18 protein-coding genes, 1 other RNA gene and 1 pseudogene are annotated in these 25,921 nt (G+C 51.7%); 13 read left to right on the top strand and 7 right to left on the bottom strand.

Annotation, left to right across the window (positions count from 1 at the left end):
• Positions 1–133 precede the first annotated feature (133 nt).
• Positions 134–3,019: a T9SS type A sorting domain-containing protein gene (locus Q2J34_RS04635; RefSeq protein ID WP_300969401.1), complete on the bottom strand. Its 2,886-nt coding sequence runs from the start codon at positions 3,017–3,019 to the stop codon at positions 134–136.
• Positions 3,020–3,827: 808 nt separating this feature from the next.
• Here Q2J34_RS04635 and rsmH point away from each other — a divergent pair.
• From rsmH to Q2J34_RS04600, 7 genes are all read left to right on the top strand, one after another.
• Complete coding sequence (gene rsmH, locus Q2J34_RS04630) at positions 3,828–4,760, top strand: 16S rRNA (cytosine(1402)-N(4))-methyltransferase RsmH (protein ID WP_300970150.1); 933 nt, start codon at positions 3,828–3,830, stop codon at positions 4,758–4,760.
• A 13-nt stretch (positions 4,761–4,773) separates the two neighbouring features.
• On the top strand, positions 4,774–5,493 hold the full coding sequence (locus Q2J34_RS04625; protein ID WP_300969400.1) for an FtsL-like putative cell division protein: 720 nt from the start codon (positions 4,774–4,776) through the stop codon (positions 5,491–5,493).
• Between the two features lie 30 nt (positions 5,494–5,523).
• On the top strand, positions 5,524–7,764 hold the full coding sequence (locus Q2J34_RS04620) for a penicillin-binding protein (RefSeq protein ID WP_298886374.1): 2,241 nt from the start codon (positions 5,524–5,526) through the stop codon (positions 7,762–7,764).
• 24 nt (positions 7,765–7,788) lie between these two features.
• Positions 7,789–9,291, top strand: a complete 1,503-nt coding sequence (locus Q2J34_RS04615) for a UDP-N-acetylmuramoyl-L-alanyl-D-glutamate--2,6-diaminopimelate ligase (protein ID WP_300969399.1) — start codon at positions 7,789–7,791, stop codon at positions 9,289–9,291.
• 65 nt (positions 9,292–9,356) lie between these two features.
• Entirely contained in the window at positions 9,357–10,616 is a 1,260-nt protein-coding gene (mraY, locus tag Q2J34_RS04610; protein ID WP_300969398.1) for a phospho-N-acetylmuramoyl-pentapeptide-transferase, read from the top strand.
• Positions 10,617–10,644: 28 nt separating this feature from the next.
• Positions 10,645–12,030: a UDP-N-acetylmuramoyl-L-alanine--D-glutamate ligase gene (gene murD, locus Q2J34_RS04605; RefSeq protein ID WP_300969397.1), complete on the top strand. Its 1,386-nt coding sequence runs from the start codon at positions 10,645–10,647 to the stop codon at positions 12,028–12,030.
• A gap of 14 nt (positions 12,031–12,044) precedes the next feature.
• Positions 12,045–13,457 carry an FtsW/RodA/SpoVE family cell cycle protein gene (locus Q2J34_RS04600; RefSeq protein WP_300969396.1) on the top strand — a complete coding sequence of 471 codons (1,413 nt, stop codon included), beginning with the start codon at positions 12,045–12,047 and terminating at the stop codon, positions 13,455–13,457.
• A gap of 3 nt (positions 13,458–13,460) precedes the next feature.
• Here the strand turns inward: Q2J34_RS04600 and Q2J34_RS04595 are convergent, their stop codons facing one another.
• The 6 genes from Q2J34_RS04595 to greA form a co-directional block, all read right to left on the bottom strand.
• Entirely contained in the window at positions 13,461–14,213 is a 753-nt protein-coding gene (locus tag Q2J34_RS04595; protein WP_298888591.1) for a shikimate dehydrogenase family protein, read from the bottom strand.
• A gap of 20 nt (positions 14,214–14,233) precedes the next feature.
• On the bottom strand, positions 14,234–14,947 hold the full coding sequence (ubiE, locus tag Q2J34_RS04590; RefSeq protein WP_300969395.1) for a bifunctional demethylmenaquinone methyltransferase/2-methoxy-6-polyprenyl-1,4-benzoquinol methylase UbiE: 714 nt from the start codon (positions 14,945–14,947) through the stop codon (positions 14,234–14,236).
• Between the two features lie 84 nt (positions 14,948–15,031).
• Complete coding sequence (locus tag Q2J34_RS04585) at positions 15,032–15,976, bottom strand: phosphoribosylaminoimidazolesuccinocarboxamide synthase (protein WP_300969394.1); 945 nt, start codon at positions 15,974–15,976, stop codon at positions 15,032–15,034.
• Between the two features lie 75 nt (positions 15,977–16,051).
• The gene (locus Q2J34_RS04580; RefSeq protein ID WP_300969393.1) at positions 16,052–17,074 is read right to left on the bottom strand and encodes a PhoH family protein; all 1,023 of its coding nucleotides are present in this window, start codon (positions 17,072–17,074) and stop codon (positions 16,052–16,054) included.
• A gap of 16 nt (positions 17,075–17,090) precedes the next feature.
• Positions 17,091–17,486, bottom strand: coding sequence for an HIT family protein (locus tag Q2J34_RS04575; protein ID WP_273475198.1), 396 nt, complete (start codon positions 17,484–17,486; stop codon positions 17,091–17,093).
• A gap of 47 nt (positions 17,487–17,533) precedes the next feature.
• Positions 17,534–18,004 carry a transcription elongation factor GreA gene (greA, locus tag Q2J34_RS04570; RefSeq protein ID WP_300969392.1) on the bottom strand — a complete coding sequence of 157 codons (471 nt, stop codon included), beginning with the start codon at positions 18,002–18,004 and terminating at the stop codon, positions 17,534–17,536.
• Positions 18,005–19,016: 1,012 nt separating this feature from the next.
• Here greA and Q2J34_RS04565 point away from each other — a divergent pair.
• From Q2J34_RS04565 to Q2J34_RS04540, 6 genes and pseudogenes are all read left to right on the top strand, one after another.
• Positions 19,017–19,595 (top strand): annotated as a pseudogene (locus Q2J34_RS04565) (transposase); the annotation flags it as partial.
• Between the two features lie 54 nt (positions 19,596–19,649).
• Entirely contained in the window at positions 19,650–20,390 is a 741-nt protein-coding gene (locus Q2J34_RS04560) for a hypothetical protein (RefSeq protein WP_300969391.1), read from the top strand.
• Positions 20,391–20,729: 339 nt separating this feature from the next.
• Positions 20,730–21,133: a transfer-messenger RNA gene (gene ssrA, locus Q2J34_RS04555) on the top strand.
• Between the two features lie 206 nt (positions 21,134–21,339).
• Positions 21,340–22,275 (top strand): alpha/beta hydrolase, encoded by a 936-nt coding sequence (locus Q2J34_RS04550; RefSeq protein ID WP_300969390.1) that lies wholly within the window; start codon positions 21,340–21,342, stop codon positions 22,273–22,275.
• A gap of 324 nt (positions 22,276–22,599) precedes the next feature.
• Complete coding sequence (locus Q2J34_RS04545) at positions 22,600–25,197, top strand: FtsK/SpoIIIE family DNA translocase (RefSeq protein WP_300969389.1); 2,598 nt, start codon at positions 22,600–22,602, stop codon at positions 25,195–25,197.
• A gap of 11 nt (positions 25,198–25,208) precedes the next feature.
• Positions 25,209–25,898, top strand: a complete 690-nt coding sequence (locus Q2J34_RS04540; protein ID WP_298888905.1) for a LolA family protein — start codon at positions 25,209–25,211, stop codon at positions 25,896–25,898.
• Positions 25,899–25,921 lie beyond the last annotated feature (23 nt).

The raw sequence follows: 25,921 nt of genomic DNA, 5'->3' as shown, positions 1-25,921 counted from the left end.
ACACAGCGATTCGCCTTTATGCAACAGTCTCACAATGAGCTTATATAGCAAGCGGTAGTGCTGAGGATTACTCGACACTACCGCTATGCAACGTCTCTTTAGTCTAGATGAACTAGTAGCTAAAGTCTAGACTCTACTTGACGAGTCTCTGAGTCTTTACGCCATCAGCCGTACGGATCGTAGCGATATACTGACCAGCAGGCAGAGAGGCGACATCCATCGCCGTCAGCTGAGTACCTGCAAAGGCTGCTACCTGGATACCCTCCATACTGTATAGCTCGACAGCTAGTACATCCGTAGCATCTGTGAGCTGTAGCTGTGTGGTGAAGTGTGCTGGATAGAGGCTCACCTCTGCAGCAGCTACATGGATAGGCTCGTTAGGACGTAGCTCACCTGGATAGTCATAGACGACCTCTACATAGTAGTCGTCAGAGGTCTTACCGTCAGTGTCCTCGTATACGTAAGTGTCGGCAGGTAGCAGATCATTTGTGATCTTCTGTCCGTTGCGATATACAGCGTAACCCTTGATCTCGGGGAAAGGCACTGGGAACTCACCTCGTGTGTAGTATTCATTGGTCACGCCAGGCTGCCTCCTAGGATTGTTAGAGACGACTAGCTCGACTGCCTGATAAGCCATACGATTACTACTATAAGGCACTGGCCAGAGCGTGAACTTATTGACTTTATACTCGTCCCTAAGGTCTAAAGCCAGCTTGCATCCGTCGTAGTTTATATTTTCATCCGTAGAGTTTGCATCTACATAGATATCACCAGTGATGTTAGACGGATCAAAGGCAAAACCTACATCTAGCAGGTGTGCATCACTAATCTCGTAAGGCATGGAGAGCTGCATGGAGAAGAACTGCTTCTTGTCAGCAGTGCCCTGGGGTATGATGAGACCATAATATTGTATAGGACGACCATCAACTTTCTGACGGATGAAGAAAGATAGGTTTTTCTCTGAGTCGATAGAACCGTTAGGCTTGTATGGTGTATCCTGAGAGGGGATGAAGTTAACCTGATGTATGTAGAGCTTCTGTCCGTTGAGAGGAGACTGTCCTAGACGATAGCTGTCGTACATATAGATTCTACGGATATCGTCCTTAGTAACTCTGTAGTGCTTCAAGATATAGTCCACTCCGTTTGCAGCCTTGAGTGGAGCTACCTTGTCACGATTCTTGATCTTAGAGACGATCTGCGTGTTGTATGGCATCTGCCACTTGATCTTAGCACCCGTCTTACCTTCAGATACCGTGTGAGGAGCTCTAGCAGCAAGCTTTCCCGTATAGAGCGTATAGTAAGCAGCAGGCGTCGTCTCCTCCTTACCATCGACAGTGTAAACAGCCTCGACAGAGTATGATACACGCCCCTTGCGCTTCATATCGCCAGAGACTAGGTCCTCATAGGTCGTCTCTGCTTGGCTAGCTATGCGTCGGCCATTACGATACAGGTTATACTTCACCTCGTAGCCCTGTGGATGCTTTGCCACAGGCTTCCAGGAGATCTTCACCTTTGTAGCATCCGTAGACTCTATCTTAGCAACGATAGAAGGCACGACAGCTAGAGGCTGATAGTTTTCTCTCCAGGTACCCTTTACCTTCGTAGTCCCAGAGTTCTTGGGGTCGAGCCACTTAGCCATGTACCACGTATTTCCTTTAGACTTATACTTGTCAAAGTGCGAGTTCATACGTCCATAGTTTGCATCCATAGAGCAGGGAGCTACCGATCCACCCGTTAGTGTACCGATCTGATTACCCTCCGCATTGAATAGCGGTGAACCCGATGAGCCTTGCTCAGTATGTCCCTTCGTGAATTTAAACCCAAAGTGGTCATCCTCACCACCACCGAGAGACCAGGTTGTGAGAGAGACACCACCATCGAAGATAGAGATCTTAGCAGCGTCACCCGCAGGGTGGTGTATACTAGCACCTCTAGGCCAAGTCATCGTTGAGGCATCCCAACCTGAGTAGTAGACACGATAGTTTAGAGGTATCTCGCTCGTGAGCTCAAGGAGCAGTCCGTCCGAGTAACCCTTCATAGGTAGGAAAGACTTCATCTCTGCACCTACCATACTCATCTCTTGCGTTGTGGCATAGTCACCACTGGAGCAGCGTGGCTTCTCATAGTGGAAGGCAAAGATCCACTGGCTCAGTTCCATCGGTGAGACAGCAAAATCTTCGGTTATGCTAGCACAGTGCGCTGCCGTCGTAATGTATGGCTTGAAGTCGCCAGCGACATTGTTCACCAAGTTACCAGAGCAAAAACCAATACCTCCGTTTGATTTAATCATCAGCAGAGCCACAGAGCTAGCCTTCTGAGCCTGGTAAGAATCACCCTCTGGGCAGTTTGCATTGACCTGGCAATACCTAGCGAAGCCAGGATCAGACGCATCCTCACTGTTGATGTGATGCCCTGCGCCTTTGTCAGCCATCAGCACTGGGCGGTAGAAGTAGCCTACACCCTGTACCTTGATTGAGGGCATCTCACCTGAGATAGGAGCCTCATAGTCTAGGATGAGCGTATTGCCACTGATAGGCTCTGTGGCGAAGGCGCCATGCTTGGGGTGCGTAGCGCGTGTGTAGGCACCCAGCACCTGCTTACCCTCAGGCGAATAGATGTAGAGCTTACCTCCCTCAGGGATGTAGAAGTCATCGTAATAGAGGTTGCTCCCTACGGGTGTACCCTCTAGTTCGATCTGCAGGCGATAGATGTTTCGTCCCTCGACGGTGCCTACCAGCTGAGCAGCCTCTGCAAAGTCGACTGGATGCTTTACGATGCGTCCCACAGAGAGAGGCTTCGTCTGTATAGTCTCTGACCAAGACTCTTGTGATAGGTAGTCCGCGGGATTAAAGTCCAAGCTCACGGTGCGAACGGCAGTAAGTGAGCGTAGGGACCCTTCCTGCATCATGAGGGGAGTACCTCCGAAGGATTGTTGTCCGAAAGTCACCAGTCCACCACACAGTAGGACAAAAGCTACTGCAAGGAGCCGACTGACTTGGGATAAGCGTTGAACTGTCATATTTAGGCTTATTAGTATGGGTTAAAACGATTCGGGCTGCAAGTTACAACAAAAATCTGACTTAGCGAAAGAATCCTCCACTTTGGGCAGGGCTGACGCATTATAATCGCTCTGTCAGGAGCTACACATGAGCAGCAATCAAGAAATAGATGAACTCATATTATTATAATGTATCAGCCATGGATTGGCTGTTGGCTATTGGCTGGAGTGATCGGAGCTATCGGACTCCGATCTCTAATCTCTAACCTCTAACCTCTAATCTCTATTTACATATCTTTACGGGGAAATTTGTCCGATTCTACCCTTTCTCGAATATCCACGTGGGGAATCTCAAATATCCACGTGGATGTTTTTATTTTTCCACGTGGGCGTGATTCATTTCTTCCGAAGTTTCATTTCATTCCTCCGAAGTTTCATTTCATTCCTCCGAAGAATTTTTTATTCTCCACGTGGAGATTTTGAAATATCCACGTGGAAATCACTTTTCCCCGACACGATGCCGTTTCGATATGTAGTCGGCTCTAAATTATTATTGCGAAACAACCTCAGGTCGGAGGCCTCCGTTGTCGCACCTCAAGACGACTCCTATGGGGACACACAGATCGTGCGTCCCTATATGGTTACGTCTCCCCTCTAATCTCTAACCTCTAACTTCTAATCTCTAATTTCTAACCTCTAACCTCTAACTTCTAATCTCTAATTTGATTACCTTTGCAGTAACTCCGTGAGTAAGGCGATCGACCCGTCTTCGTCAGAAGCGCACGGAGCTATCTGTCAAACACTTATCACACTATCACCTTTTACTCCCTTGTCCGCTAAGCTCTATCACACGGCTGTCCTCTGTGAGGATTCTCTCGACTTATTGGTCACGACACCCAGTGGTCTCTATGTAGATGTCACGATGGGTGGCGGGGGACACTCGCGTGCCCTCCTCGAGCGACTCGCTCCCGAGGGGCGCTGTATCGGGCTCGATCAAGATCCTGATGCGGTGGTCAATGCCCCTACGGATAGTCGCTACCACTTTGTGGCGACAAACTTTCGCTACTTAGGACAGTGGCTCGACTATTGGGAACTCTCAGGGCAGGTCGATGGGATCTTGGCAGATCTAGGGGTCTCGTCACATCACTTCGATAGCGAGGAGCGAGGCTTTAGCTTTCGCTATGAGGAGGCGATGCCCGATATGCGTATGAATAGCCGGTCGGGCGTTACGGCTCGTGACCTCTTACTGAGCTACAGCGAGGAGCAGCTGGCTGATATACTATATTATTATGGTGAGCTCCATGATGCTCGTCGCATCGCAGCCTTGCTGGTGTCGCATCGTGCCGTGGGCTACCCGACGATCGCCTCGCTGATGGAGGTGCTGACGCCAGTCTTACCTAAGGGAGGGCCTCAGCTGCGCAATAAGTTGAGCCGTATCTTCCAGGCACTGCGCATTGAGGTGAATGATGAGCTGGGTGCTCTGCGTCAACTGCTGAGCGACTCCGTGCGCCTCCTCAAGCCGGGGGGTCGCATAGCGATCATCTCTTACCACTCGCTGGAGGATCGTATGGTCAAGGATTTCTTCCGTCTAGGAAGCTTCGAGCAGCCCAATGAGGCGTTGGCAGGTATGCCTTTATCGACCCCTGCGCCTCTACGTGTGATCACAAAAAAAGCTATCACACCCTCGGCGGATGAGATAGCGGATAATAATCGTGCTCGCAGTGCTAAGCTACGTGTTGCTGAGCGTCGTGAGGATATTTGAGTGAGATGATAAGATGGTTAAGATAGACGACACATACTTTGAGGATGACCTAGAGGAGGAGCTACAGGAGCCTACACCAGTAGCTACTGAAGAGTCTGCGATAGATCCTCAGCCGAGGCCTCTGCTGGGTGATCTCCTAGATGAGGAGGTCTCTTCTGAAGCTGTCGACACAGACACTCAGAGCGACTTCGCACCCGCCACTATGGATCCCGCTGACGAAGAGGCGCCCCGTGACCCCGTCACGCTAGAGTCTACTCCCCTAGCGGAGCCTGAGACTCCTGAAGTGCCTGAGGCTCCTGAAGCTCTGTTCACCTCTGAAGAGCTTGAGGAGGAAGCTGTCGAAGAGGAGGATGAAGAGGATATCGAGGAAGAACCCTCCGAAGAGTCTGACCAGTCTACTCGTAAGCGTTCTTCGCGTGGGCTATGGTTCTGGCTAGGTGGCGATGCACTAGAGCTACCAGCCTTTAGGAAGTACATACCCGTCTTTATCACGATCTTCTTGATGGGACTAATACATGTCACGAGCAACTATCTGATCATCGACAAGCGCCGTCATATAGACAAGCTGGAAACACGAGTCAAAGACCTGACCTACAAGCACATGGAAAGCGTCAGCGAACTAACGCGTCGTAGCATCGGGGGCAACTTCGAGCAGCAACTTCAGGCGATGGGCTCAGATCTTGAGGCACCTTCGCAGCAGTCGATCATCCTCTATCGTGATAACAAGAAATAATCTCTACCCACTCTAACGTATACACGCTCTATGTCAAAACACAGTCCTATCATAGCTCGCTACCGCACATTAGGCTTCCTGGCCATCTTGATGACTCTATGGATCTTTATCAAGGTGATCGGCATCATCTTCGTCGAGGGCCCTACCTGGCGTCTGATGGCGCAAAACTTTCATCGTCCAGACACGGTGACAATCTCACCACTACGTGGCAACATCATTTCGTCAGACGGACACATCGTGGCTATTAGCAAGCCTGCGTACAAGCTTTACCTAGACTTTGGCGCAGAGGCTATTCAGCAGATGGAACCCGACTCGCTCTACAAGCAGCTAGACTCGCTAGCCTACCAGATGAGTCTCTGGGAGAAGGGTGAGCAAGCTACCTACCAGGCACTACGCAAGCGACTTCGTGAGGGCTATCGCAAGGCGCAGCATAAGCAACCAGGCTATCGCTACGTATCTATATACCCCTACGAGGTGAGCCATGTGGAGTACCAGCGACTTAAGCAGTCCTATCCACTGATGATGACGGTAGAGCGCAAGGGTCGTATAGTGCGTCGCCGTGGGCCGCTCAGAAATGGGCTGACGCATGAGGAGCGTGCACTACGTGACAGACCTTATGGTGAGCTAGCGAGACGTACGATAGGGAGCGTCTACAAGGAGGTCAAGGGAGATCTCACGCAGGGAGAGTATGGTCTAGAGCAGAGCTTTGACACCCTACTGCGGGGTGAGCCTGGATTGGCTGTGAGGCAGTACCTAGCAGGGTCTACACGACAGAACACGCTGCAGCCGCCTCGTGATGGCTACAATGTGTACACCACGCTAGATATGAATCTGCAGCAGATCGTGCACCGTGCGCTCTATGAGCAGATGACACAGTTTGAGGCGGACTACGGAGGGGCTATCCTGATGGAGGTAGAGACGGGACGTATCCTGGCTTTGGCCAATCTGACGAAGGGTGGCGAGAGCTACTATGAGGGGGTCAACTATGCCCTTAGCGCACTCAACGAGCCTGGCTCTACGATGAAGACGCCCTTTATGATGGCGGCACTAGATGATGGGGTCTGTACGCCAAGCGATACCATTGACACTGGAAACGGAGTCTTTAAGTATGGAGGCTACAACATACGTGATCATAATGCCAATCGCGGTGGCTATGGACGTATCTCGGTAGCGCAGGGACTGTGGTACTCTAGTAATATCGTCCTAGCTAAAATTGCGATCAAGGGGTATGTGGAGCACCCCGACGGGATCTATCAGCACCTGAGCAACTATGGACTGCTGGAGCGTCTAGATGTAGGTCTAGAGGGAGTCGCTACACCAACGATCATACGGCCCGAGGACAAGAGCTACGGTAACTCAACGATCCCAGGCATCAGCCGTGGCTATGGTATCTCGGTACCTGCGATCAATACGCTCAACTTCTACAACGGTGTCGCCAACGGCGGACGTATCATGCGCCCCTATCTAGTAGATCGTGTAGAGGATGCAGAGGGCAAGGTGATCCAAGAGTTTCAGCCACAGGTGCTGCACGAGAATATCTGCAAGCCCGCTACGCTCGACTCAATACGCTCCATGCTAGACAATGTAGTCTTACAAGGCACTGCTAAAGGGCCCGTACGCTCTGATCTCATCTCTATCAGTGGCAAGACGGGTACAGCCCTGATGAGCAACCATGGTGGCGGAGGTTATCGTGCTAGCGGAGAGGTCTACATGACTTCGTTTTGCGGATACTTTCCCTCCGATCATCCTAAGTATAGTTGCATCATCTTTGTAGTCAATCCTCACGGCGCAGGTCGTGCCTCAGGCGGTATCGTAGCTGGTCGTGGTGTGAAGCGTATCGCTGAGGAGATTTACACGCTCTCTAATCCTATCCTCCTAGACACGATCACGCCTCACCCGGCTAGTGAGCGGCTGAAGCACTTGGAGCTAGCTGGCGGTGAGAAGAAGCGTGTCGAGAGCTTTGTCAAGGCTTACAAGATACCCGAAGTTAGATCCGACGGCTCTAGCAAGGTCGCGTCTGACCAATTGGTCGTACCTCAGTATGGCCGTGAGGGGGTGGAGCTACATCCGCTGGCTCGCTACTCTAAGGGGGTGATGCCTCGACTTGTAGGGTTAGCCCCCAGCGAAGCAGTCTATCAGATTAGTCTGCAGGGGCTGGAGGTACAGTTGGTCGGCTATGGACGAGTCCTAGCGCAGAGCATTCCCATCGGTACGCCTATCCACCCAGGACAGAAGGTGATCCTACATCTAGGCAATAATCATAGACAGTAAAGTGGAATACTCTTTTAGATAGATATGAATCTCAAACCACTCAATAGTTATATAGTAGCACTCACCGAGGAGCATCTACTGAGCCAAGCAAACACGGGTAGCATCTCTACGGAGCAGTGTCAAGTGACCTCTATCGAGCAGGACTCACGTCGTGCCGCTGAGGGATGCATCTTCGTAGCACTACGTGGTGTGCATGTGGACGGCGCCGACTACATCCCGAAGGCACTTGCAGCGGGCTGTCGTATCATCGTCACTGAGCATCCACGACCCGAGAGCCTCTCTGACGATGTAGCATGGCTCACGGTGACTGACACGGCAAAGGCGATAGCTGTCTTAGCTTCTGTCTACTATGATCGTCCGGAGCGGCAGCTCACGATCGTAGGCGTCACGGGGACCAATGGCAAGACGACCACCGCTACGCTATGCTATCAGCTGTGGAACTGGCTCGGTATGCGAGCTGCACTCTTTAGCACGGTCTGCATACGTATCGGCGACAAGGAGTATCCCGCCACCCATACGACGCCTGACGCTCTCGAGCTGCATCGTGTGATGCGCGATATGGTCGATGCAGGCTGTCGCTATCTCTTTATGGAGGTCTCTTCGCACGCTTTGGTACAGCAGCGGGTCTATGGGTTGCCCTTTGCACTAGCTCTCTTTACCAATCTGACACGTGATCACCTGGACTACCACGGCACGATGCAGGCTTACATTGCAGCAAAGAAGTCGCTCTTTGACAATCTCTCCCCAAGTGCCTATGCGCTAGTCAATGCGGATGATCGCAACGGGAGTGTCATGGTACAAAACTGCGCTGCCCATCTACATACCTATGCGATGCGTAGCCATGCGGACTATACAGCTCAATTGCTGGGACAGTATGTAGACGGCTCTACCCTACTACTGGACAACGAAGAGGTAGAGATCAAGCTCGTCGGGAGCTACAACGCTTACAATGTGACGGCTGTCTACGGTGTGGCTCGTCTCCTCCTACCCGATCTAGACAAGAGCTTGATACTGCGTGGCATCTCTAGTCTGGAGCATGTGAATGGTCGCTTTGACCTACTCGCCTCCCCGAGAGGTTACCATGTGGTAGTGGACTATGCGCACACGCCTGACGCTTTGGAAAATCTCCTCAAGACGGTCTCCGAGCTTAACGCCTCACAGGTCTACGTGGTGGTCGGCGCTGGCGGTGATCGGGATATGGGCAAACGTCCGGAGATGGGGCGTATCGCCTACAATATGTGCGACCGTCTCTACCTCACCTCAGACAATCCACGCTCCGAGGATCCGCAGACGATCATCGATCAGATGCTCGAGGGCATCCCCCAGGCGGAGCGCGACGAGGTCTACACCAACGTATCTCGTCGCCAAGCAATCACAGACGCTTGCGCAGCTGCGCAACGTGGCGACCTAGTGGTCATCGCTGGCAAGGGTCATGAGACCTATCAAGAGATCGAAGGGGTCAAGCACCACTTCGACGACAAAGAGGTAGTGCAAGAGATCTTTGCAAAAGAAGAGAAGCAGGCGTAAATAGCGTCCCTTCATCCTTCACTTAGCCCCTTCCCCTATAATCTTACCAACTTACCCATCACACTATGCTTTATCACCTCTACGATTGGCTACAAGCAAACGACGTCCCAGGCTGGCGACTAGCCCAGTATGTCACCTTTCGGGCTGGTGTCAGCTTCATTCTAGCGTTGATCTTCAGCACGATCATCGGCCGACGCATCATCCACTGGTTGCATCGCATGCAGATAGGCGAGGTGGTCCGTACGCTAGGACTGGAGGGTGAGGCTATGAAGACAGGCACCCCAACGATGGGCGGTATCATCATCATTATAGCGATCATTGTCCCGACGCTCCTCTTCGCCCGCCTCAACAATGTCTACATACAACTGATGATCTTCACGACCCTTACGATGGGTGCCTTGGGCTTTATCGATGACTACATCAAGGTCTTTAAGAAAAACAAGGCGGGACTCCACGGGCGTTACAAAATCATCGGACAGGTACTCCTAGGCGTTGTCGTGGCTCTCACCTTCTACTTGAGCCCAGACATTATCATTCGTGAGAATCAAGAGGTGATCAACAACGGACGCATCGAGCAGGTGACCTTCTCTAGTCAGGAGGCGAAGAATACGCAGACGACCATTCCCTTTGTTAAGAACAACAACTTCGACTACCTATCGCTAGTCCCTGCCTCTACGCCACATCGCGAGTTAGTCGGCTGGATCCTCTTCTCGATCATCATCATCCTCATTGTGACCTTTATCTCTAACTGTGTCAACCTAACGGATGGCCTGGACGGACTAGCCGCAGGGACGGCAGCCCCTGCTGGCGTGGCGCTGGCTGTGCTCGCCTATGTCTCCTCACACATAGCACTTGCTCGATACTTTAGTATCATGTTTATTCCAGGCGCTGAGGAGCTGGTGATCTTTGGCGCAGCTTTCGTGGGAGCCACCTTTGGCTTCCTTTGGTACAACGCTTATCCAGCGCAGGTCTTCATGGGCGATACGGGAAGCCTCGCCATCGGCAGTATCATTGCCGTGATGGCTATCCTCATTCGCAAGGAGCTACTCCTACCGATCCTCTGCTTCCTCTTTATCATCGAGGGACTATCCTCACTGATACAGCAAGCATACTTTAAGATTACCAAGCGACGCACGGGGACGGGCCGACGAGTCTTCAAGATGTCGCCCCTGCACCATCACTTTCAGAAAGCGGGCAATAGCGGTATCGACGCCCTGATTCAGAGACCTCTGGCACCTATCCGAGAGGCTAAGATCACCGTTCGCTTTTGGCTTATAGCTATCCTGCTAGCTGTACTAACAGTCATCACGCTTAAGATGCGATAAATAATAGACTTACAACGATCTCACAGATATGCAACGCAACGAATATATCATCCTAGGAGCTGGAGAGAGTGGCGTCGGAGCTGCCATCCTCGCTCAGCAGCAAGGGCTCCCTGTCTTCGTCTCTGACTCGGGACAGATCAAGCCTCAATACAAAGCAGAGCTGGAGCAGTACGGCATCCCCTACGAGGAGGGCGGACACACCTTCTCACGTATCTTATCTGCTCAGGAGGTGATCAAAAGCCCTGGCATCCCCGACAGCGCACCGCTCATACGACAGCTCACGGAGCAGCAGACGCCGATCATCAGTGAGATCGAGTTCGCCTATCGCTACGCTGGCAACAGCATGATGATCGCTATCACAGGGAGCAACGGCAAGACCACTACGACCAACTGGCTCTACCACACGCTCCACAATGCGGGACTGGATGTCTCTATGGCGGGCAATGTGGGAACCAGTCTAGCTCGTCAGGTGGCACTCGCTCCGCACGCTTACTATGTGATCGAGCTGAGCAGCTTCCAGCTGGATCACATGTACCAGTTTAGAGCACACATAGCGATCCTGCTCAACATCACGCCCGACCATCTAGATCGCTACGACCATCAGATGGAGCTATACGCTCGGGCTAAGATGCGTATCACGCAAAACCAAGAGCCCACCGACTACTTCATCTCATGGATCGAAGACGACTGGACACAGCGACTACTCAAGGAGCCAGGCATGGGAGCGGGACGACGAATCTTCTTCTCTACCGAAGCCTCTTCAGACGATGCCGTCGTGGCTTCTAGTCACAACGGACAGCTACGCTTTGCCCTTCAGGAGCCAGTCGTTGAGATGCCAGAGAGCGCTCTAGCCTTATCGGGCAAGCACAACGTGCAGAACGCCCTAGCCGTCGGTTGCGCTGCGCAAGCTTTAGGCATCAAGCCTGAGATCATACGAGCCTCTCTAGAGACCTTTACCAATGTGCCACACCGCCTAGAGTATATCGCCAGCATCGATGGCGTAGACTACATCAACGACTCCAAGGCGACCAACATCAACAGCACGTGGTATGCCCTCGAGAGTATGCGCAAGCCGACGATCCTCATACTAGGTGGCACTGACAAGGGCAACGACTACAACGATCTGATGGATCTAGTCAAGGAAAAGGTCGTCGGGCTGATCTACATGACGACCGACTCTGCCAAGCTCCACCGCAGCTTCGACAGTGTCATACCTCGCCACGAGGAGGTTACCTCCATGCGTGACGCTATCGCGGCAGCTCGCCAGATGGCCAAGGCAGGAGACACCGTATTGCTGTCGCCAGCCTGCGCCAGCTTTGACCTCTTTACCTGCTACGAAGATCGTGGCGACCAGTTCAGAGCGGAGGTGCTCGCCATCGCTCAGCAGCAACGTGATACTGATAGATCGCTCTAGCCTACCCACTCTCTATGATACCACAAGACGAACACAATACTAGCCAAGATACCACGACCCCTTCGGACATCTTCGACTTCTCTCCCCGTGAGGAGACGGTTCCGACCGACAACGAGAGTGCAGAGCTGGACGAAGAGAGTACTCAGAGTGCTACCGAGGGAGAGACGAAACCACGCAAGCCACGCATTACAGGCGACCGCTCGTTGTGGTTCCTCTACTTTGCCTTCTTGGCCACGTCACTACTCTTCATCTATAGTGCTACCAGCACACTAGCTTACCGTGGGGAGAGCCTGTACGCACCCTTTACGGGTCATCTTAAGCATATCATCATATCGGTGATTGTGGCGTGGGGTTTCTCACGGATGAACCGTACTTTGACACGCTCCGTAGGGATCCTTATTTTCATCGGATCTTTCGCACTCGTCATCTTAACCCTCTTCATAGGTACAGAGACCAATGACGCGAAGCGTACGCTACTAGGCATACAACCCTCTGAGTTCTATAAGGTAGGGGTCATCTTCCTCGCCTCTGCCATCCTCTCTATACGCGAGCTGACTAACAACCAGCGCTTCTACCTCTTCTGCGGGCTCACCGCCATCGGACTCATCTGTGTTGCCAAGGAGAGTCTCTCGATGGGTATCATCATTACCTTATTCGTTCTCGGTATAGGTGTCGTACAGACGGGCTTCTCCAAGAGTCTCTTCCTCGTTGGGGGCGTTGGGCTTGGTGTCATCGCACTACTCGTGGCTAGTCTCTTACTGCTGCCCGATAGCATCGTCATGCAAAACAGTAGTACAGCGCGCTGGAAGGGACGTATCGAAGACTTTACCTCTAAGTCTGACTCCAGTAAGTTTGTCATCGACGAGGACAACTTTCAGGAGCAGCACGCACGCATAGCCATAGCACGGAGCAATGGTACCGGCGTCTTCCCAGGCAATAGTGTGGAGCGAGACATCCTCCCCGAGGCATACTCCGACTTTATCTATGCGATCATCATCGAGGAGACTGGGTTCATCGGTATGATCTGGGTGCCGCTACTCTATATCCTTCTCTTCTTCAAGCTCTCTCGCTGGGCGACACGATCGCAACGCAGCTGGCAGCGCATCTTCCTCCTCGGCGTAGGCATCATGTACACCACGCAGGCGATCATACACATGTGTGTCGTCACGGGCATCTCACCCAATACCGGTCAGACGCTACCGCTCATCAGTCGTGGAGGTTCTTCGCTCCTGGCTACCTCCATCGCCATCGGTGCCTGCATAGCGATCACAAGGCAGATCCGCGAAGACGAGTACCATAAGCAACTGGAGGAAGAGCGCAAAGCTCAGGAGGAGGCAGCTGCCGCCGAAGCGATTGTTGCGGATACCTCTATAGTCGAAGAGAGTTCCCTACCCTCCTCCTCTGACGAGGTAGATGGTATGGCGTAGTCTCTATGCCTGCTTGTGCCAGATGTGCCACGCGTAGCGAGCCTGCACGAGGAGCATCTTCAGTCCATTGATCGTCGTCGCACCTTGCTCACGGCAAGCCTTGAGGAAGCGCGTCTCCTCTGGGTTGTAGATCAGATCCATGCAGACGTGCTCTGGCGTGATCGCCTCGTAAGGTATCTGCGGACGCTCCATGATAAGCGATCCCATGCCGACGGGCGTAGCGTTGATGATGATCCACTTGTCTGCTATCAGCTCAGGTGTCAGTGCATCGTAAGACAAGATATGTGGAGCTTGCGGATCTCTACTGACCAGCGTACAGTCCCGTCCGAGACGCTTGAGAGCCTGTGCCACCGCTTGGGCTGCTCCACCCGTGCCGAGGACGAGTGCATGCTGTCGTTCGGGCGTGAGTAGTGGCTGTAGACTCTCCACGACACCCTGTACGTCCGTATTGTAGCCAAAGAGACGCATCCGCCCTCCCGCGCGATCCACAACGATCGTATTGACAGCTCCCACATACTTAGCCTCAGTGTCTATCTCATCTAGATAGTTGCACACCTCCACCTTGTAGGGGCTCGTCACATTAAGCCCCGCGATGGCGGGAGTAGACTCCAGCCAAGGTCTCAGAGCCGAGAGATCATCCAGCTCTTGTAATATGTAGTGCGCATCGATCCCCTGCGATTCAAAAAGATCGTTGAAGTAGTCTGCCGAGAGCGAATGCCCCAGGGGCTTACCTATCAGTGCGTAAATACGTTGCATACTCTTATTCCTTTATGCCTCTAAGCTTCTGCCGTGTATAAGATACAGATCCCTAGGGGCATTTCTTTATATTGTACTTCTCTAAAGCCTGCCCTACGGATCAGAGCCGTCATCTCCTCTCGCTGTGGCATCACCTTGATAGAGGCTGGGAGATAGCTGTAAGCAGAGCGATCGTGAGCGCATAGCTGTCCGATCCACGGTATCAACCGCTTGGCGTAGATGTTATAGCCCTGCCGCAGTAGCCCCTCACGAGGCTCGCTCAGCTCCAGTATAGCGAGCCTTCCTCCAGGTCTGAGGATGCGGTGCATCTCTCGCAAGCCTTGTAGCGGGTCCGAGAAGTTTCTAATGCCCAGTGTGCAGGTCACCGCATCGACCGACTGCGTGGCTAGAGAGAGCTCCTGACAGTTCTCCGCCGATAGCGTTACAGACGCTGTCCGTGCAGCCCGCTTGACACGCTCAGCAGCTACCGCCAGCATACCCTCCGAGAGATCCACGCCAACTATCTCACGTACCGACGGCAAGTATCGCGAGAGCATCAGGATCATATCTCCCGTACCGCAGGCCAGATCAGCCACCTGGCGAGGCGCATAGTCCGCCAGATGCTCTATGACCTGCCAGCGCCAAGCCAGATCCATACCGCCCGTCATGAGGCGGTTCATCGAGTCATAGTGTCCAGCGATGCGGTCAAACATCTGTCGCACGTAGCGAGACTTACCATCTAGAGATACAGACATAGTAATATAGAGATTAGAACCAGCGACTAGGGAGGTAGTACACAGCCCCCTAGTCGCTGGTCCATATATGTAATCAGGTTGTTGTTACTTCTTCAGGAAAGCTAGCAGATTGTCCTCGATACGCTTAGCCACATCTTGGGTCTGCTCCTTGACGAAGGTCTTGCCCGTGATATGCTCGTAGAGCTCTATGTAGCGATCACTCACAGAGGCCGCATACTCAGGCGTGATGGTAGGCATCTTCTGCCCAGCCTTACCCTGGAAGCCCTGCTCGATAAGCCACTGACGGACGAACTCCTTCGAGAGCTGTCGCTGAGGCTCACCCTTAGCTTGGCGCTCCTCGTAGCCCTCGAGGTAGAAGTAGCGAGAGGAGTCGGGCGTGTGGATCTCGTCGATCAGGATCACCTTGCCATCCTTCTTACCAAACTCATACTTCGTATCCACGAGGATCAGTCCCCGCTCACGAGCTATGCGTGTCCCCTCCTCAAAGAGTGTCCGTGTGTACTGCTCGATCACCTTGTAGTCCTCCTCCGAGATCAGTCCAGAGGCGATGATCTCCTCACGGCTAATGTTTTCGTCGTGACCCTCATCAGCCTTGGTCGTAGGCGTGATGATTGGGTGTGGGAGACGCTCATTCTCCTTCAGTCCCTCAGGTAGCTCTATACCGCAGATCGTGCGCTCACCAGCCTGGTAAGCACGCCATGCGCTACCAGCTATGTAGCCACGTACGATCATCTCTACCTTAAACGGCTCGCAGCGGTGTCCCACCGTAACCATCGGATCGGGCGTTGCTATCTTCCAGTTAGGTACGAGGTGTGCCGTAGCGTCAAGTTGCTCAGCAGCTATCTGGTTGAGCACCTGACCCTTGTAGGGGATACCCTCAGGGAGTACCACATCAAAGGCTGAAATCCTATCCGTAGCGACCATCGCTATCAGATCGCCCTCAAGGAAGTATACATCTCTCACCTTGCCATGAAAGACAGATTGGATACCTGGGAGAGATAGGTCGGTGTGTGTTAGTGCTTGATTCATTGTATTATGATCAATAATTGATTTGCTAAAAGGCGCTTGCCCTCTCCTCAGCCTAGCCGGGAGAGGACAAAGTTTCTATGAGTCTTTACTTTGATCCTTATCTAAGTCTATATCCTGCTGTTGGCGAGTCTCTTGTGTAGGCCGTCCGCCCTGCAGAGCTTGATGCTCATTGCGATCGTAAGCATCCACAACCAGCTGCACGATCGGGTGACGCACGATATCCTGCGCATCAAAGTAAACAAAAGGTATCTGCTCCACATCGCTCAGGATCCGCTCAGCAATGCGCAAGCCCGAGGTGACACCCCGAGGCAGGTCTACCTGCGAGAGGTCGCCCGTGATAATCATCTTGCTATTGCGTCCGAGACGCGTGAGAAACATCTTCATCTGATGGTGGGTCGTATTCTGCGCCTCGTCTAGTATGACGACAGCATCATTGAGCGTACGACCACGCATATAGGCTAACGGAGCGATCTGTATCACATCGCTCTCCATATAGGTGCGTAGGCGCTGTGTCGGGATCATCTCCTCGAGCGCATCGTAGAGAGGCTGGAGATAAGGGTCGAGCTTGTCCTTCAGTTCTCCTGGTAGGAAGCCCAGCTTCTCGCCCGCCTCGACAGCCGGACGCGAGAGTATGATACGACGTACCTGCTTCTCCTTAAGAGCCTTGACTGCTAGTGCTATCGCTATGTAGGTCTTACCAGTACCCGCAGGCCCGATCGCAAAGAGCATATCGTGATCTGCTATGGCCTCCACCATCTCACGCTGGTGAGCACCTCGGTAACCTATACTACGTCCTCTCGCTCCATAGAGCAGATGGTTGGGCGCTACCTTGACCTCGGGGAGCTCCTCGCCCGTAGCCAGCTTGCGTATGGTCTGCTCCGTCAGGAGATTGTAGCGTGTGATGTGCTGGACTAGCTTATCGAGGAGTGCCGTCAAGAGCTGTATATCGGTCGTGTCACCCAGTATCTTGATGATTCGATCATGAGCCACGATCCGCAGCTTAGGGTAGAGGTTGCGCAGCAAGAGCAGGTACTCACGGTTAGGGCCATAGAGTACTGCTGGATCTATCTCCTCTAGGATATATAGTCTCTCTGTCACTAGGCTTCGATACTCCTTATTTAATATAGGATGCTATCTCGGAGGCAATGCGAGCCATCTCCTCGTCGGTAGGCTTCGTAGCAAGCGGTCCGTGAGCCACATCTCCCTCACTATTGATCGGGATCAGATGCACATGGGCGTGCGGCACCTCCAGTCCTAGGACTAGCGTAGCCACCTTACGGCAGTGCGTAGCCTCCTGTATAGCGCGTGCCACCCGCTTGGAGAAAGCCATCAGCCGAGCCAGCTCCTCGTCCGTCAGATCGTAATAGTAGTCGACCTCACGCTTCGGGACCACCAGTGTATGCCCCAGCTGATAGGGGTTGATGTCTAGAAAAGCGTAGTGCTCCTCATCCTCTGCAATGCGGTAGGAGGGGATCTCACCCGCTATGATGCGACTAAAGATTGTAGCCATAGAGCATTCGTTTTTTTTGGAGGAAAGTATTCAAGCAGCGTAGCCGCCTATCGAGTGATCTCTAGGATCTCAAAGACCAGCGTACCCGCAGGCACCTGTATCTCCGCTATATCACCCACCTTCTTGCCGAGGAGCCCCTTAGCAATGGGTGTATTGACCGAGATCTTGTTTTCCTTAAAGTTTGCCTCAGCATCAGAGACGATGTAGTAGCTCTTCTCCTCGCCCTTCTTCTTGTTGAGTAGGCGCACATGGTTCAGTATCTGCACCTCATCAGTCTTAATCTGCGAAGGCTCCAATACACGTGCATTACTCAGCTGAGCCTTGAGCATAGCGATCTTGTCCTCGAGATGAGCCTGCGCCTCCTTAGCGGCATCGTACTCAGCATTCTCCGACAGATCCCCTTTGTCACGAGCCTCAGCAATCTGCTGTGTGACCTTAGGACGCTCCTCAGCCTCCAGCTGCTTGATCGTATTGTTGAGGGCATCGTATCCCTCTTGGGTCATATAGTAATATCCCATAGATATAGATTAGGTGATAATGATTTCTAATTCAGTCTAGTGCATATCCCATGAGTCGCACCACGCGGGCCATCTCTCGGCTGGCGAAAGCACCTCATAGATACAAAACAAATGAGGACTTACTCCCACACAGCACCCTCTATCATCTAGAAGAGCCACATCAGAGAAGCCTCGTCACATATTGAGATGTGCTACGCCGTCTGCACACCTTCCTTACTGGGTGCAAAGGTACTAAAAAAACGTTTCACCCTCCCCTTCCCTTTACTTCCCCCCTCCCCTCCGATCGCTCTGTCAGGAGCTACACACGAGCGACAAGCAAGATATAGGTGAGGTCACTATATATAATGTGTCCGCCATGGATTAGCTGTTTGCTGTTAGCTATTGGCTGTTAGCTATCGGAACCATCGGAGCTATCAGAGTGATCGGATCTCTAATCTCTAACTTCACCCCTTCCGATTCCTCCAATCCCTAATTTCTAATCTCTAACCTCTAATCTCTAATTACATATCTTTACAGGGAAATTTGTCCGATTCCCTCCTTTATCGAATATCCACGTGGGAAATCTGAAATCTCCACGTGGATGTTTTTTATTTTCCACGTGGGGGCGTTTTGATTCTTCCGAAGTTTCATTTCATTCCTCCGAAGTTTCATTTCATTCCTCCGAAGAATTTTTTATTCTCCACGTGGGGATTTCGAAATATCCACGTGGAAATCACTTTTCCCCGACACAGCACCGTTTTGATATGTAGCCAGTTGTAAATTATCGTAGCGAGCCGGCATCAACTTTTCCCAGCCAGGGATGACGCATCATAATCGAATTTTTCAAGAGCCACGCACAACGATAGACGAGGAATAGATAGGTCAACGATCTCATTATATATAATGTATCAGCCCTGTTCGTTCCTCGGGCAGCATCGCCCCAGCTATTCGATTTTTTGTACCTTCGCACTAGATGAGTAGGAGAAGCCTTCGCTTGAAGTGATCCTCCGCCAGACTCAGATACGATCTCTCCCCAGCCTATATAAGCGCAGTGATGGAGTACCAGCCTAAAGCTCAGATAGTCTTAGATCACTTTCATATTATGAAGTTGATGAATGAGAAGATCGATGCTCTTCGCAGAGACCTGTATAGAGAGGAGACAGATCTCAACAAGCGTAAGGTCATCAACGGTGTTAGGTATTTACTTCTATCAAATGGAGCGGACGTAATGGATGCGTATCATCGCACAAGACTAGATAATGTGCTGGCTATGAACAAGCCTCTAGCTATAGCATATTACCTTAAGGAAGATCTTAGACTATTCTGGCAGCAGGGCTCAAAAGAAAAGGCTGAGTTATTTTTGAAGAAGTGGCTCGAACAAGCAGATGATTCGGGTGTCAGGCATATCAAACAAATAGCTAAAACCATCAGGCTCTATTAATGGGGCATTCTAAACTGGTATGACCACCGCATTTCCAATGGAGTAGTCAAAGGAACCAATAACAAAATCAAAGTCCTCAAAAGGGTTGCCTACGGATACAGAGATATGGACTACTTTCAACTAAGACTTTTTGCGCTCCACGATCAGGTCATCACACAAAATCTCGGATGAACCAGAAATTAGAAGATAGATTTCATGTATAAATGGATACTCTAAGGAAGCGTTATGTACAGTTATTATTCAAAGAATTTAGACGAATTAGTTGCATTAGTGATGCAAAATCAAGCAGAGAAGGTAATTGCTCTGATTGAGTCTGGCAAATTTAATAAGAGCCTTTTAGGGGATATTGGCTGTTGTGAACACCCCTTGCCATTGTATAAATTGTCCCTATGCAATATGATCTTGCTTGACACTGACGGTTGGAGAAGTCATTTCTTGCCTATAGTAGAGCGAAATAGACAGAACTGTAAGCTGTTATTAAATTACTGGAAGAAGAGGTGGAGCTATCCTATTGACATGCCAATGGATTTTGAAACATATCGATACGAATGTGCTTATTTCAAAGATTGGGATATGGATGCATTGCTTGATGGTGATATGAATGAGCTAATGGCAATGGGATATGATGAGAATGAAGTAGAACTATGCTATGCTGTATTGACCTACAAAGCAGATCTGATTCAAAAACAGATAGCCTTGGGAACGAATCCAGATGTTTATATCTCAGCCTCTCTCGCTCCAGGCAAGGGAGAAGCTTGTGATGGTGAAAGCTACAATGCTTTAGATTTTTGTTACACAGTCTATTGTGATGCTTTTGATTGTCACGAATTAGGTGTTTTTTGGAATGATCCAGAGGTTAGGGAAGTTCAGGCTCGAGATGTATATTTGCTTTTAGAAGCGGCAGCCTATCGAGATCTAGGAGAGAGGTTGGAAAAACTAAAATATAGAGCAATAGATAATTGTTGAATGCAGTCCATTTTATCTGTAGATTTAATCATCAAAATGCACATAATCACTTGTGCATGATTATGTGCAGGTTCAATAATTAGAGACTGATTAACAGAGCGATATGTATCGCTTTAGTTGTCAAAATGGGGCTGTGGATCTTCTCTGCTAGCCCCATTCTTTATATCTTCCACTTGGGTTAGATTCCACATCGCCCCCTATTCGATTTTTTGTACCTTTGCACTAGATGAGTAGGAGAAGACTTCGCTCGAGGCGAGCCTCCGCCAGACTCAGATACGATCTCTCCTAAGCTGAGCGATATAGCGATACGCTAGTCTGGGAGATGCAACATACACTCTTGGGGCTGATTGGCTTTGACAGCGTGTTGTAGTGATTCGTAAGCATGTGGTGCCTGCTGTGACGCACCTTAAAACCTTACTGCGAACCTTTCTAAATGGCGAAAACAACTTTGCTCTCGCTGCGTAGTCGAAGTATAGTACACTAACGCTTCATCCCAGGCATAGGTGCCGGGACGAGACATCACCCAGGGGGCCGTTGCTCCGAGGCGCTCTGATACGGTGGTGCATGGATATCGGGGATCGGATGGTGTCGCCTCGTACATCGTCTTAAACTTTAGAGGATAAGGCTTTAGCTCGGTCGCTGTGCTCGTGAGTTAAGGCCCGACAATCAAAGTACAGCTAAACATGTAGAAAGCGCTTTGCCACCATGTTTGGACCGGGGTTCAATTCCCCGCAGCTCCACAACCCCACAGACAGTTAAGTCCCTTCGACTGGGTACGCCTAGTCGGAGGGACTTATCTTATATGGTCAGTTTCATAAAGAGCCGATTGGGTGCCTGCTACCGCATAGTAGGTATCTATCACTAGCACTGTATACTAGATGAAGCATTATCTTTGTCTCCACAGAGCATCTAAGCCCATCCATAAGCTCACACAAAAGACCATACAGCTATGAGTATTACCTACAGAGTGGCAGCCTCAATAGTGAGACTCCTAAACATCAAGAAGCTCTTCAGAAAGTCAGAGGCAGAGATTCTCGCCTTTGCGACTAAGCAGTCGAATAAGTTCAGGCTTCGGCTAGATCAATTCAAGGACTATCACTGCTCCATAGAGGAGGTCGATGGCTTTAAGTGCGTCAAGATACAGGCGACTCCTAAGCCTGCCGCAAAAGCTGTCCTGCTACTTTATGGCGGAGGATATGTCACACCACCAGATGCTAAAGACTTCAAGATAGCCAAGAGAATTGTCGATCAGACGGGGAGCGATGTGTGGTTTTTCCTTTACCCCCTTATTGTGGAGCAAACACTCGAGGTGACCTTTGAGAAGACGCATCAGCTCTATCGGCGTATGCTCGAGCAGTACGCTCCTGAGCAAATATCGATCTTAGGCTTCTCCTCAGGAGCTTGTCTCGCTATCGGGATAGGACAATATAATAATGAGCAGCACCAGCAGCTACCTAGCCCCAGACAAATCATAGCGGTCTCTCCTGGAGGCATCCCCCTCTCGCTTTGTAAGGGACATGAAGACATGGCAGACGAAGATGCAGACTTCATTGCCTCTCTAAAGGCTCTCTCGGAGCAAGACATAATCGTCGACTACCATTACTTCGGCACCGTTGCCTCGATAATGAACCGACACAAGCGACTGCCCGACTATATGATCAACAGCTGCGTGGGCGACTTCTCGCACTTCCCCAAGACCTACCTCTACTATGGGTCGCACGAGTGTCTCTATGCTTGCGCCCCCTACTACAAGCGCGCCTTCGTCCAGTATGGGGTCCCCTATGAGATACATATCGGTGAGGGACTGTGCCACTGCTATCCGCTCTTCCGCTTCTTCCCTGAGGGGCGTAAGGCTCAGGACGAAATCATCAATCGCCTAAGATAAGCGTAGCGCACCTTTCCAAGCGAATGGGAGTCTTACGAGGGAGCTTTGCAAAATCTGCTTAGCAGGGAAGGAGTTTCTATTCAAAAGCATTCGCACTTCCTTCTGTAAAGATTAAAGTCGGGCTCTTCGGAACTAACCAAGAGTCCTATATGTCGCTATGGGCAATGGTAATCAGCGACAGCCGGTGCCACACGCTAATGCGATCGGAGATGTGGAGTGGTGTGCCATTGGCGTAAAAATCGTTACCTTTGCATCAAGCTTTCCTGTAGGAGATCACCACGCATGGTGCAATGCTCACGCTACAGACTTCCTGATTACTACCTCATGGCTACATCCAAAGATAAACCGACCAAGAAACGCTCGGCACAGACTCGCAAGCGTACGAACGCATCTAGCAGAAAGGACTCAAACCCCTCTCGCTCGGTGGGGAGTCGTATGCGCTCGTGGGCGCAGGGCTTACAAAACAATGTCGCCGACAAGCGGTATGGCGAGCTGATCTCGTTTATCTTGGGCCTGATTCTCCTGGCCTTCGTCATATACACCCTCGTGGCTTGTGGCTCCTACCTTATGGTGGGGGCTCGTGACCAGAGCATTGTCACGGAGCTAACACCTTGGGAGGCACTGACACAGACACTTCCTGAGGGGATCGATGGTACCGTTGCGGATATCCAAAACGTGACCCGTGTACATGGAGCCTATCTAGCACATTGGCTGATGGATGGCTTCCTCGGCTTCGGTAGCTGGTTCTTGCTCGTCTTGTGTTTCATCGGAGCACTACGTCTGATGCGTATATCCACAAGAGGGAGTCTCATCAAAATAACGGTCTACGCCATCTTCCTGAGTCTATGGACGGGCCTCACGGCAGCTACTATACAAAACATCCTCGGCATGCCCACTTTCTTCCGCTGGGGAGGAGCTTACTGCACGCTCTGGATAGACAACCTGCTACTAGCTATCGGCTGGCTGGGTGTAGCACTGATCCTGCTTGTCTCGATCATTATCCTCATTGTGGTGATACGCTATGAGTACCTCCAGTGGATGCGCAGGGCTATCGGTCTAGGCTGGGTCAAGCGTCCTAATCGTCGCCGTACAGCCGATAGCTCGCTAGAGCGTGACGAAGAAGAGGTGGATGATGAGGAAGCCTACACAGGTGAAGAGCCTACAGATGCAAGTGAAGATGCTGATCCAGATGATGTAGATAATGAGCCTAACACTACAGATGATGAAGATGAGGAGGCACCACTTCCTGCACCGAGCGTCTTGGCATCACGTGCCACATCACAGGCCTCTACAAATGCTCCGCAGGCACGCCGCGAGCCCGTCTCCACACCAGTTGAGGAGAGCCTCGAGGGCGGTGTCACGGTGACCGTTGCACAGGGGGATGCCGACTCGCAAGCCGCCGCCGTCGTGCCACAGAGTGAGACCCGTCGTGGAGGATATCAGATGCCTTCGCCTGACCTACTGGCAGATGTCGATCAGTCTTCGCAGACGATCGATCGGGCTGAGATCAAGGAGATCGAGCAGCTTATTATCGAGAAGCTGAGCGATCTGGGCATCGGACTGGAACCGGTCGAGGTGACCATCGGACCGACCGTGACGCTCTACGAATTTAAGTTAGACCCTAAGGTCAAAGTCAACCGCATCCGCAGCCTTGAGGACGATATAGCGATGAAGGTAGAGAGTATCGGTGGCATACGTATCATTGCTCCGATGCCTGGACGTGGTACCATAGGTATCGAGGTGCCAAACCGTAACCCGCGCACCGTCGGTATGAAGGCGCTGATCACTTCGCAGAAGTTTATCACGACCGATCAGAAGCTCCCGATAGCCATCGGGCGAACCATCACGAACGATGTCTACCTCTTTGACCTCTCTAAGATGCCGCACCTCCTGATCGCCGGTGCTACGGGTCAGGGTAAGAGTGTCGGCCTCAATGCGCTCATCACTTCACTCCTATATAATAAGCGTCCCGAGGAGCTCAAGCTGATCCTCATCGACCCGAAGATGCTAGAGTTTAGCATCTACGAGAGTATCGGCCGACACTTCCTGACGAAGCTCGAGGACGAGGAGAAGTATATCATCACAGATACAAACAAAGCACTTCCCGTCTTAGAGTCTCTCTGCGTGGATATGGACGGGCGCTATGAACTGCTCGCGCGTGCTAAGGTGCGCAACATCGCAGAGTACAACAAGCTCTTCCGTCAGGGGCGTCTACGTGAGGAGGATGGCTTCGTCTTCCTCCCCTACTTGGTACTCATCGTCGATGAGTTTGCCGACCTCATCATGACCACAGGACGAGCCATCGAGAAGCCTATCGCACGTCTAGCGCAGAAGGCGCGTGCAGCGGGTATCCACATCGTCCTAGCGACACAGCGTCCTAGTACAGATGTGATCACGGGTCTGATCAAGGCTAACTTCCCGGCACGTATCGCCTTCAAGGTCTCCTCGCAAGTGGACTCACGCACCATCCTTGACACCAAGAGTGCCAAGGATCTCATCGGGCGTGGCGACATGCTTATCAACGACGGCAAGGAGATGCGACGCATCCAGTGTGCTTTCATTGACACGCCTGAGACAGAGCGCATCGTGGATCACATATCTCGTCAGCCCTATCCGACAGTGCCTTACTTGCTGCCTGAGCCGCCAGCCACAGAAGGTGCGGCTGGAACTGCTGGTCCTGGAGGTGGTGGCGCGTCCGAGCGCGACCCGCTCTTTGAGGAGGTGGCTCGCCATGTCGTACAGATGCAGCAGGGATCGACGAGCAACATCCAGCGACGCTTTAACATCGGGTACAACCGAGCTGGACGCATTATGGATCAGCTCTACGAGTGCGGCATCGTCTCGGCACAAGATGGTAGCAAGCCTCGCCAAGTGCTGATCGCTGATGAGACAACGCTTGATCAACTCCTAGACACTTTCTAAACGATAATCACATGAGACCAAACCTCTCCTTATCATACCAGCAACACACTGCGCCCTTTGCGATGCGTCTCCTGAGTTCGCTCTTCGCTCTGTTCCTGTGTGGTGCTTTTGCCATAGCACCTCTGCAAGGACAGCGCAAAGCGGTCTTTGACCTCAACAAAGCGCTCCAACAGTTCGAGCAGCAGGTCAAGAAAGGGGTCGCAATCACCTTTACCCTAACCTCACAGGGCACAAAGCCTCAGGAGGGCTACACATGGCTCTACGGACGTCGCTTTATGCTCAGCATGCCCGGTATGGAGGTAGCCTTCGACGGCTCGACACTGCGTATCATCAATCAGAGCGAGCGCACCTACACCTTGATGACTCCCTCCGAGCAAGACCTCACGGCAATGAATCCGCTCGCTTATATACAGCAGACCTCGCAGCGCTTCCGCATCACCGAGCGCAAGAGTCCTCGAGGCACAGTCGTCTACCGCTTTGTCCCCACACAGGGTACCAACGTACTCGCAGGAGTCAAGTACTATGAGGTGACTTTTGACCAGCAGAGTCAGGCTCCTAAGCGGGTCGATCTCTACTTTGACCTAGGCGAGCAGGTCTCTTACACCATCCACAAGATACAGCCAAAGGAGCATATTACGTCACAATCCTTTACCTTTGCACCGCAAGAATACAAATCGCTTGAGGTCGTAGACCTACGCTAGGCCCCTCGCGATCCACACAATAA

This window comes from Porphyromonas vaginalis (assembly GCF_958301595.1).
Classification (GTDB): domain Bacteria; phylum Bacteroidota; class Bacteroidia; order Bacteroidales; family Porphyromonadaceae; genus Porphyromonas; species Porphyromonas vaginalis.
This window is presented reverse-complemented; position numbering and strand designations above follow the sequence as displayed.

Bases quoted from the DNA above. Each gene is read 5' to 3' on its own strand.
- Q2J34_RS04550 (WP_300969390.1), top strand. From the start codon at position 21,340: ATGAGTATTACCTACAGAGTGGCAGCCTCAATAGTGAGACTCCTAAAC.
- Q2J34_RS04620 (WP_298886374.1), top strand. From the start codon at position 5,524: ATGTCAAAACACAGTCCTATCATAGCTCGCTACCGCACATTAGGCTTC.
- Q2J34_RS04625 (WP_300969400.1), top strand. From the start codon at position 4,774: ATGGTTAAGATAGACGACACATACTTTGAGGATGACCTAGAGGAGGAG.
- mraY (WP_300969398.1), top strand. From the start codon at position 9,357: ATGCTTTATCACCTCTACGATTGGCTACAAGCAAACGACGTCCCAGGC.
- Q2J34_RS04540 (WP_298888905.1), top strand. From the start codon at position 25,209: ATGAGACCAAACCTCTCCTTATCATACCAGCAACACACTGCGCCCTTT.
- Q2J34_RS04600 (WP_300969396.1), top strand. From the start codon at position 12,045: ATGATACCACAAGACGAACACAATACTAGCCAAGATACCACGACCCCT.
- ubiE (WP_300969395.1), bottom strand. From the start codon at position 14,947: ATGTCTGTATCTCTAGATGGTAAGTCTCGCTACGTGCGACAGATGTTT.
- murD (WP_300969397.1), top strand. From the start codon at position 10,645: ATGCAACGCAACGAATATATCATCCTAGGAGCTGGAGAGAGTGGCGTC.
- Q2J34_RS04615 (WP_300969399.1), top strand. From the start codon at position 7,789: ATGAATCTCAAACCACTCAATAGTTATATAGTAGCACTCACCGAGGAG.
- Q2J34_RS04575 (WP_273475198.1), bottom strand. From the start codon at position 17,486: ATGGCTACAATCTTTAGTCGCATCATAGCGGGTGAGATCCCCTCCTAC.
- Q2J34_RS04560 (WP_300969391.1), top strand. From the start codon at position 19,650: ATGTACAGTTATTATTCAAAGAATTTAGACGAATTAGTTGCATTAGTG.
- Q2J34_RS04635 (WP_300969401.1), bottom strand. From the start codon at position 3,019: ATGACAGTTCAACGCTTATCCCAAGTCAGTCGGCTCCTTGCAGTAGCT.
- Q2J34_RS04545 (WP_300969389.1), top strand. From the start codon at position 22,600: ATGGCTACATCCAAAGATAAACCGACCAAGAAACGCTCGGCACAGACT.
- Q2J34_RS04595 (WP_298888591.1), bottom strand. From the start codon at position 14,213: ATGCAACGTATTTACGCACTGATAGGTAAGCCCCTGGGGCATTCGCTC.
- Q2J34_RS04585 (WP_300969394.1), bottom strand. From the start codon at position 15,976: ATGAATCAAGCACTAACACACACCGACCTATCTCTCCCAGGTATCCAA.
- greA (WP_300969392.1), bottom strand. From the start codon at position 18,004: ATGGGATATTACTATATGACCCAAGAGGGATACGATGCCCTCAACAAT.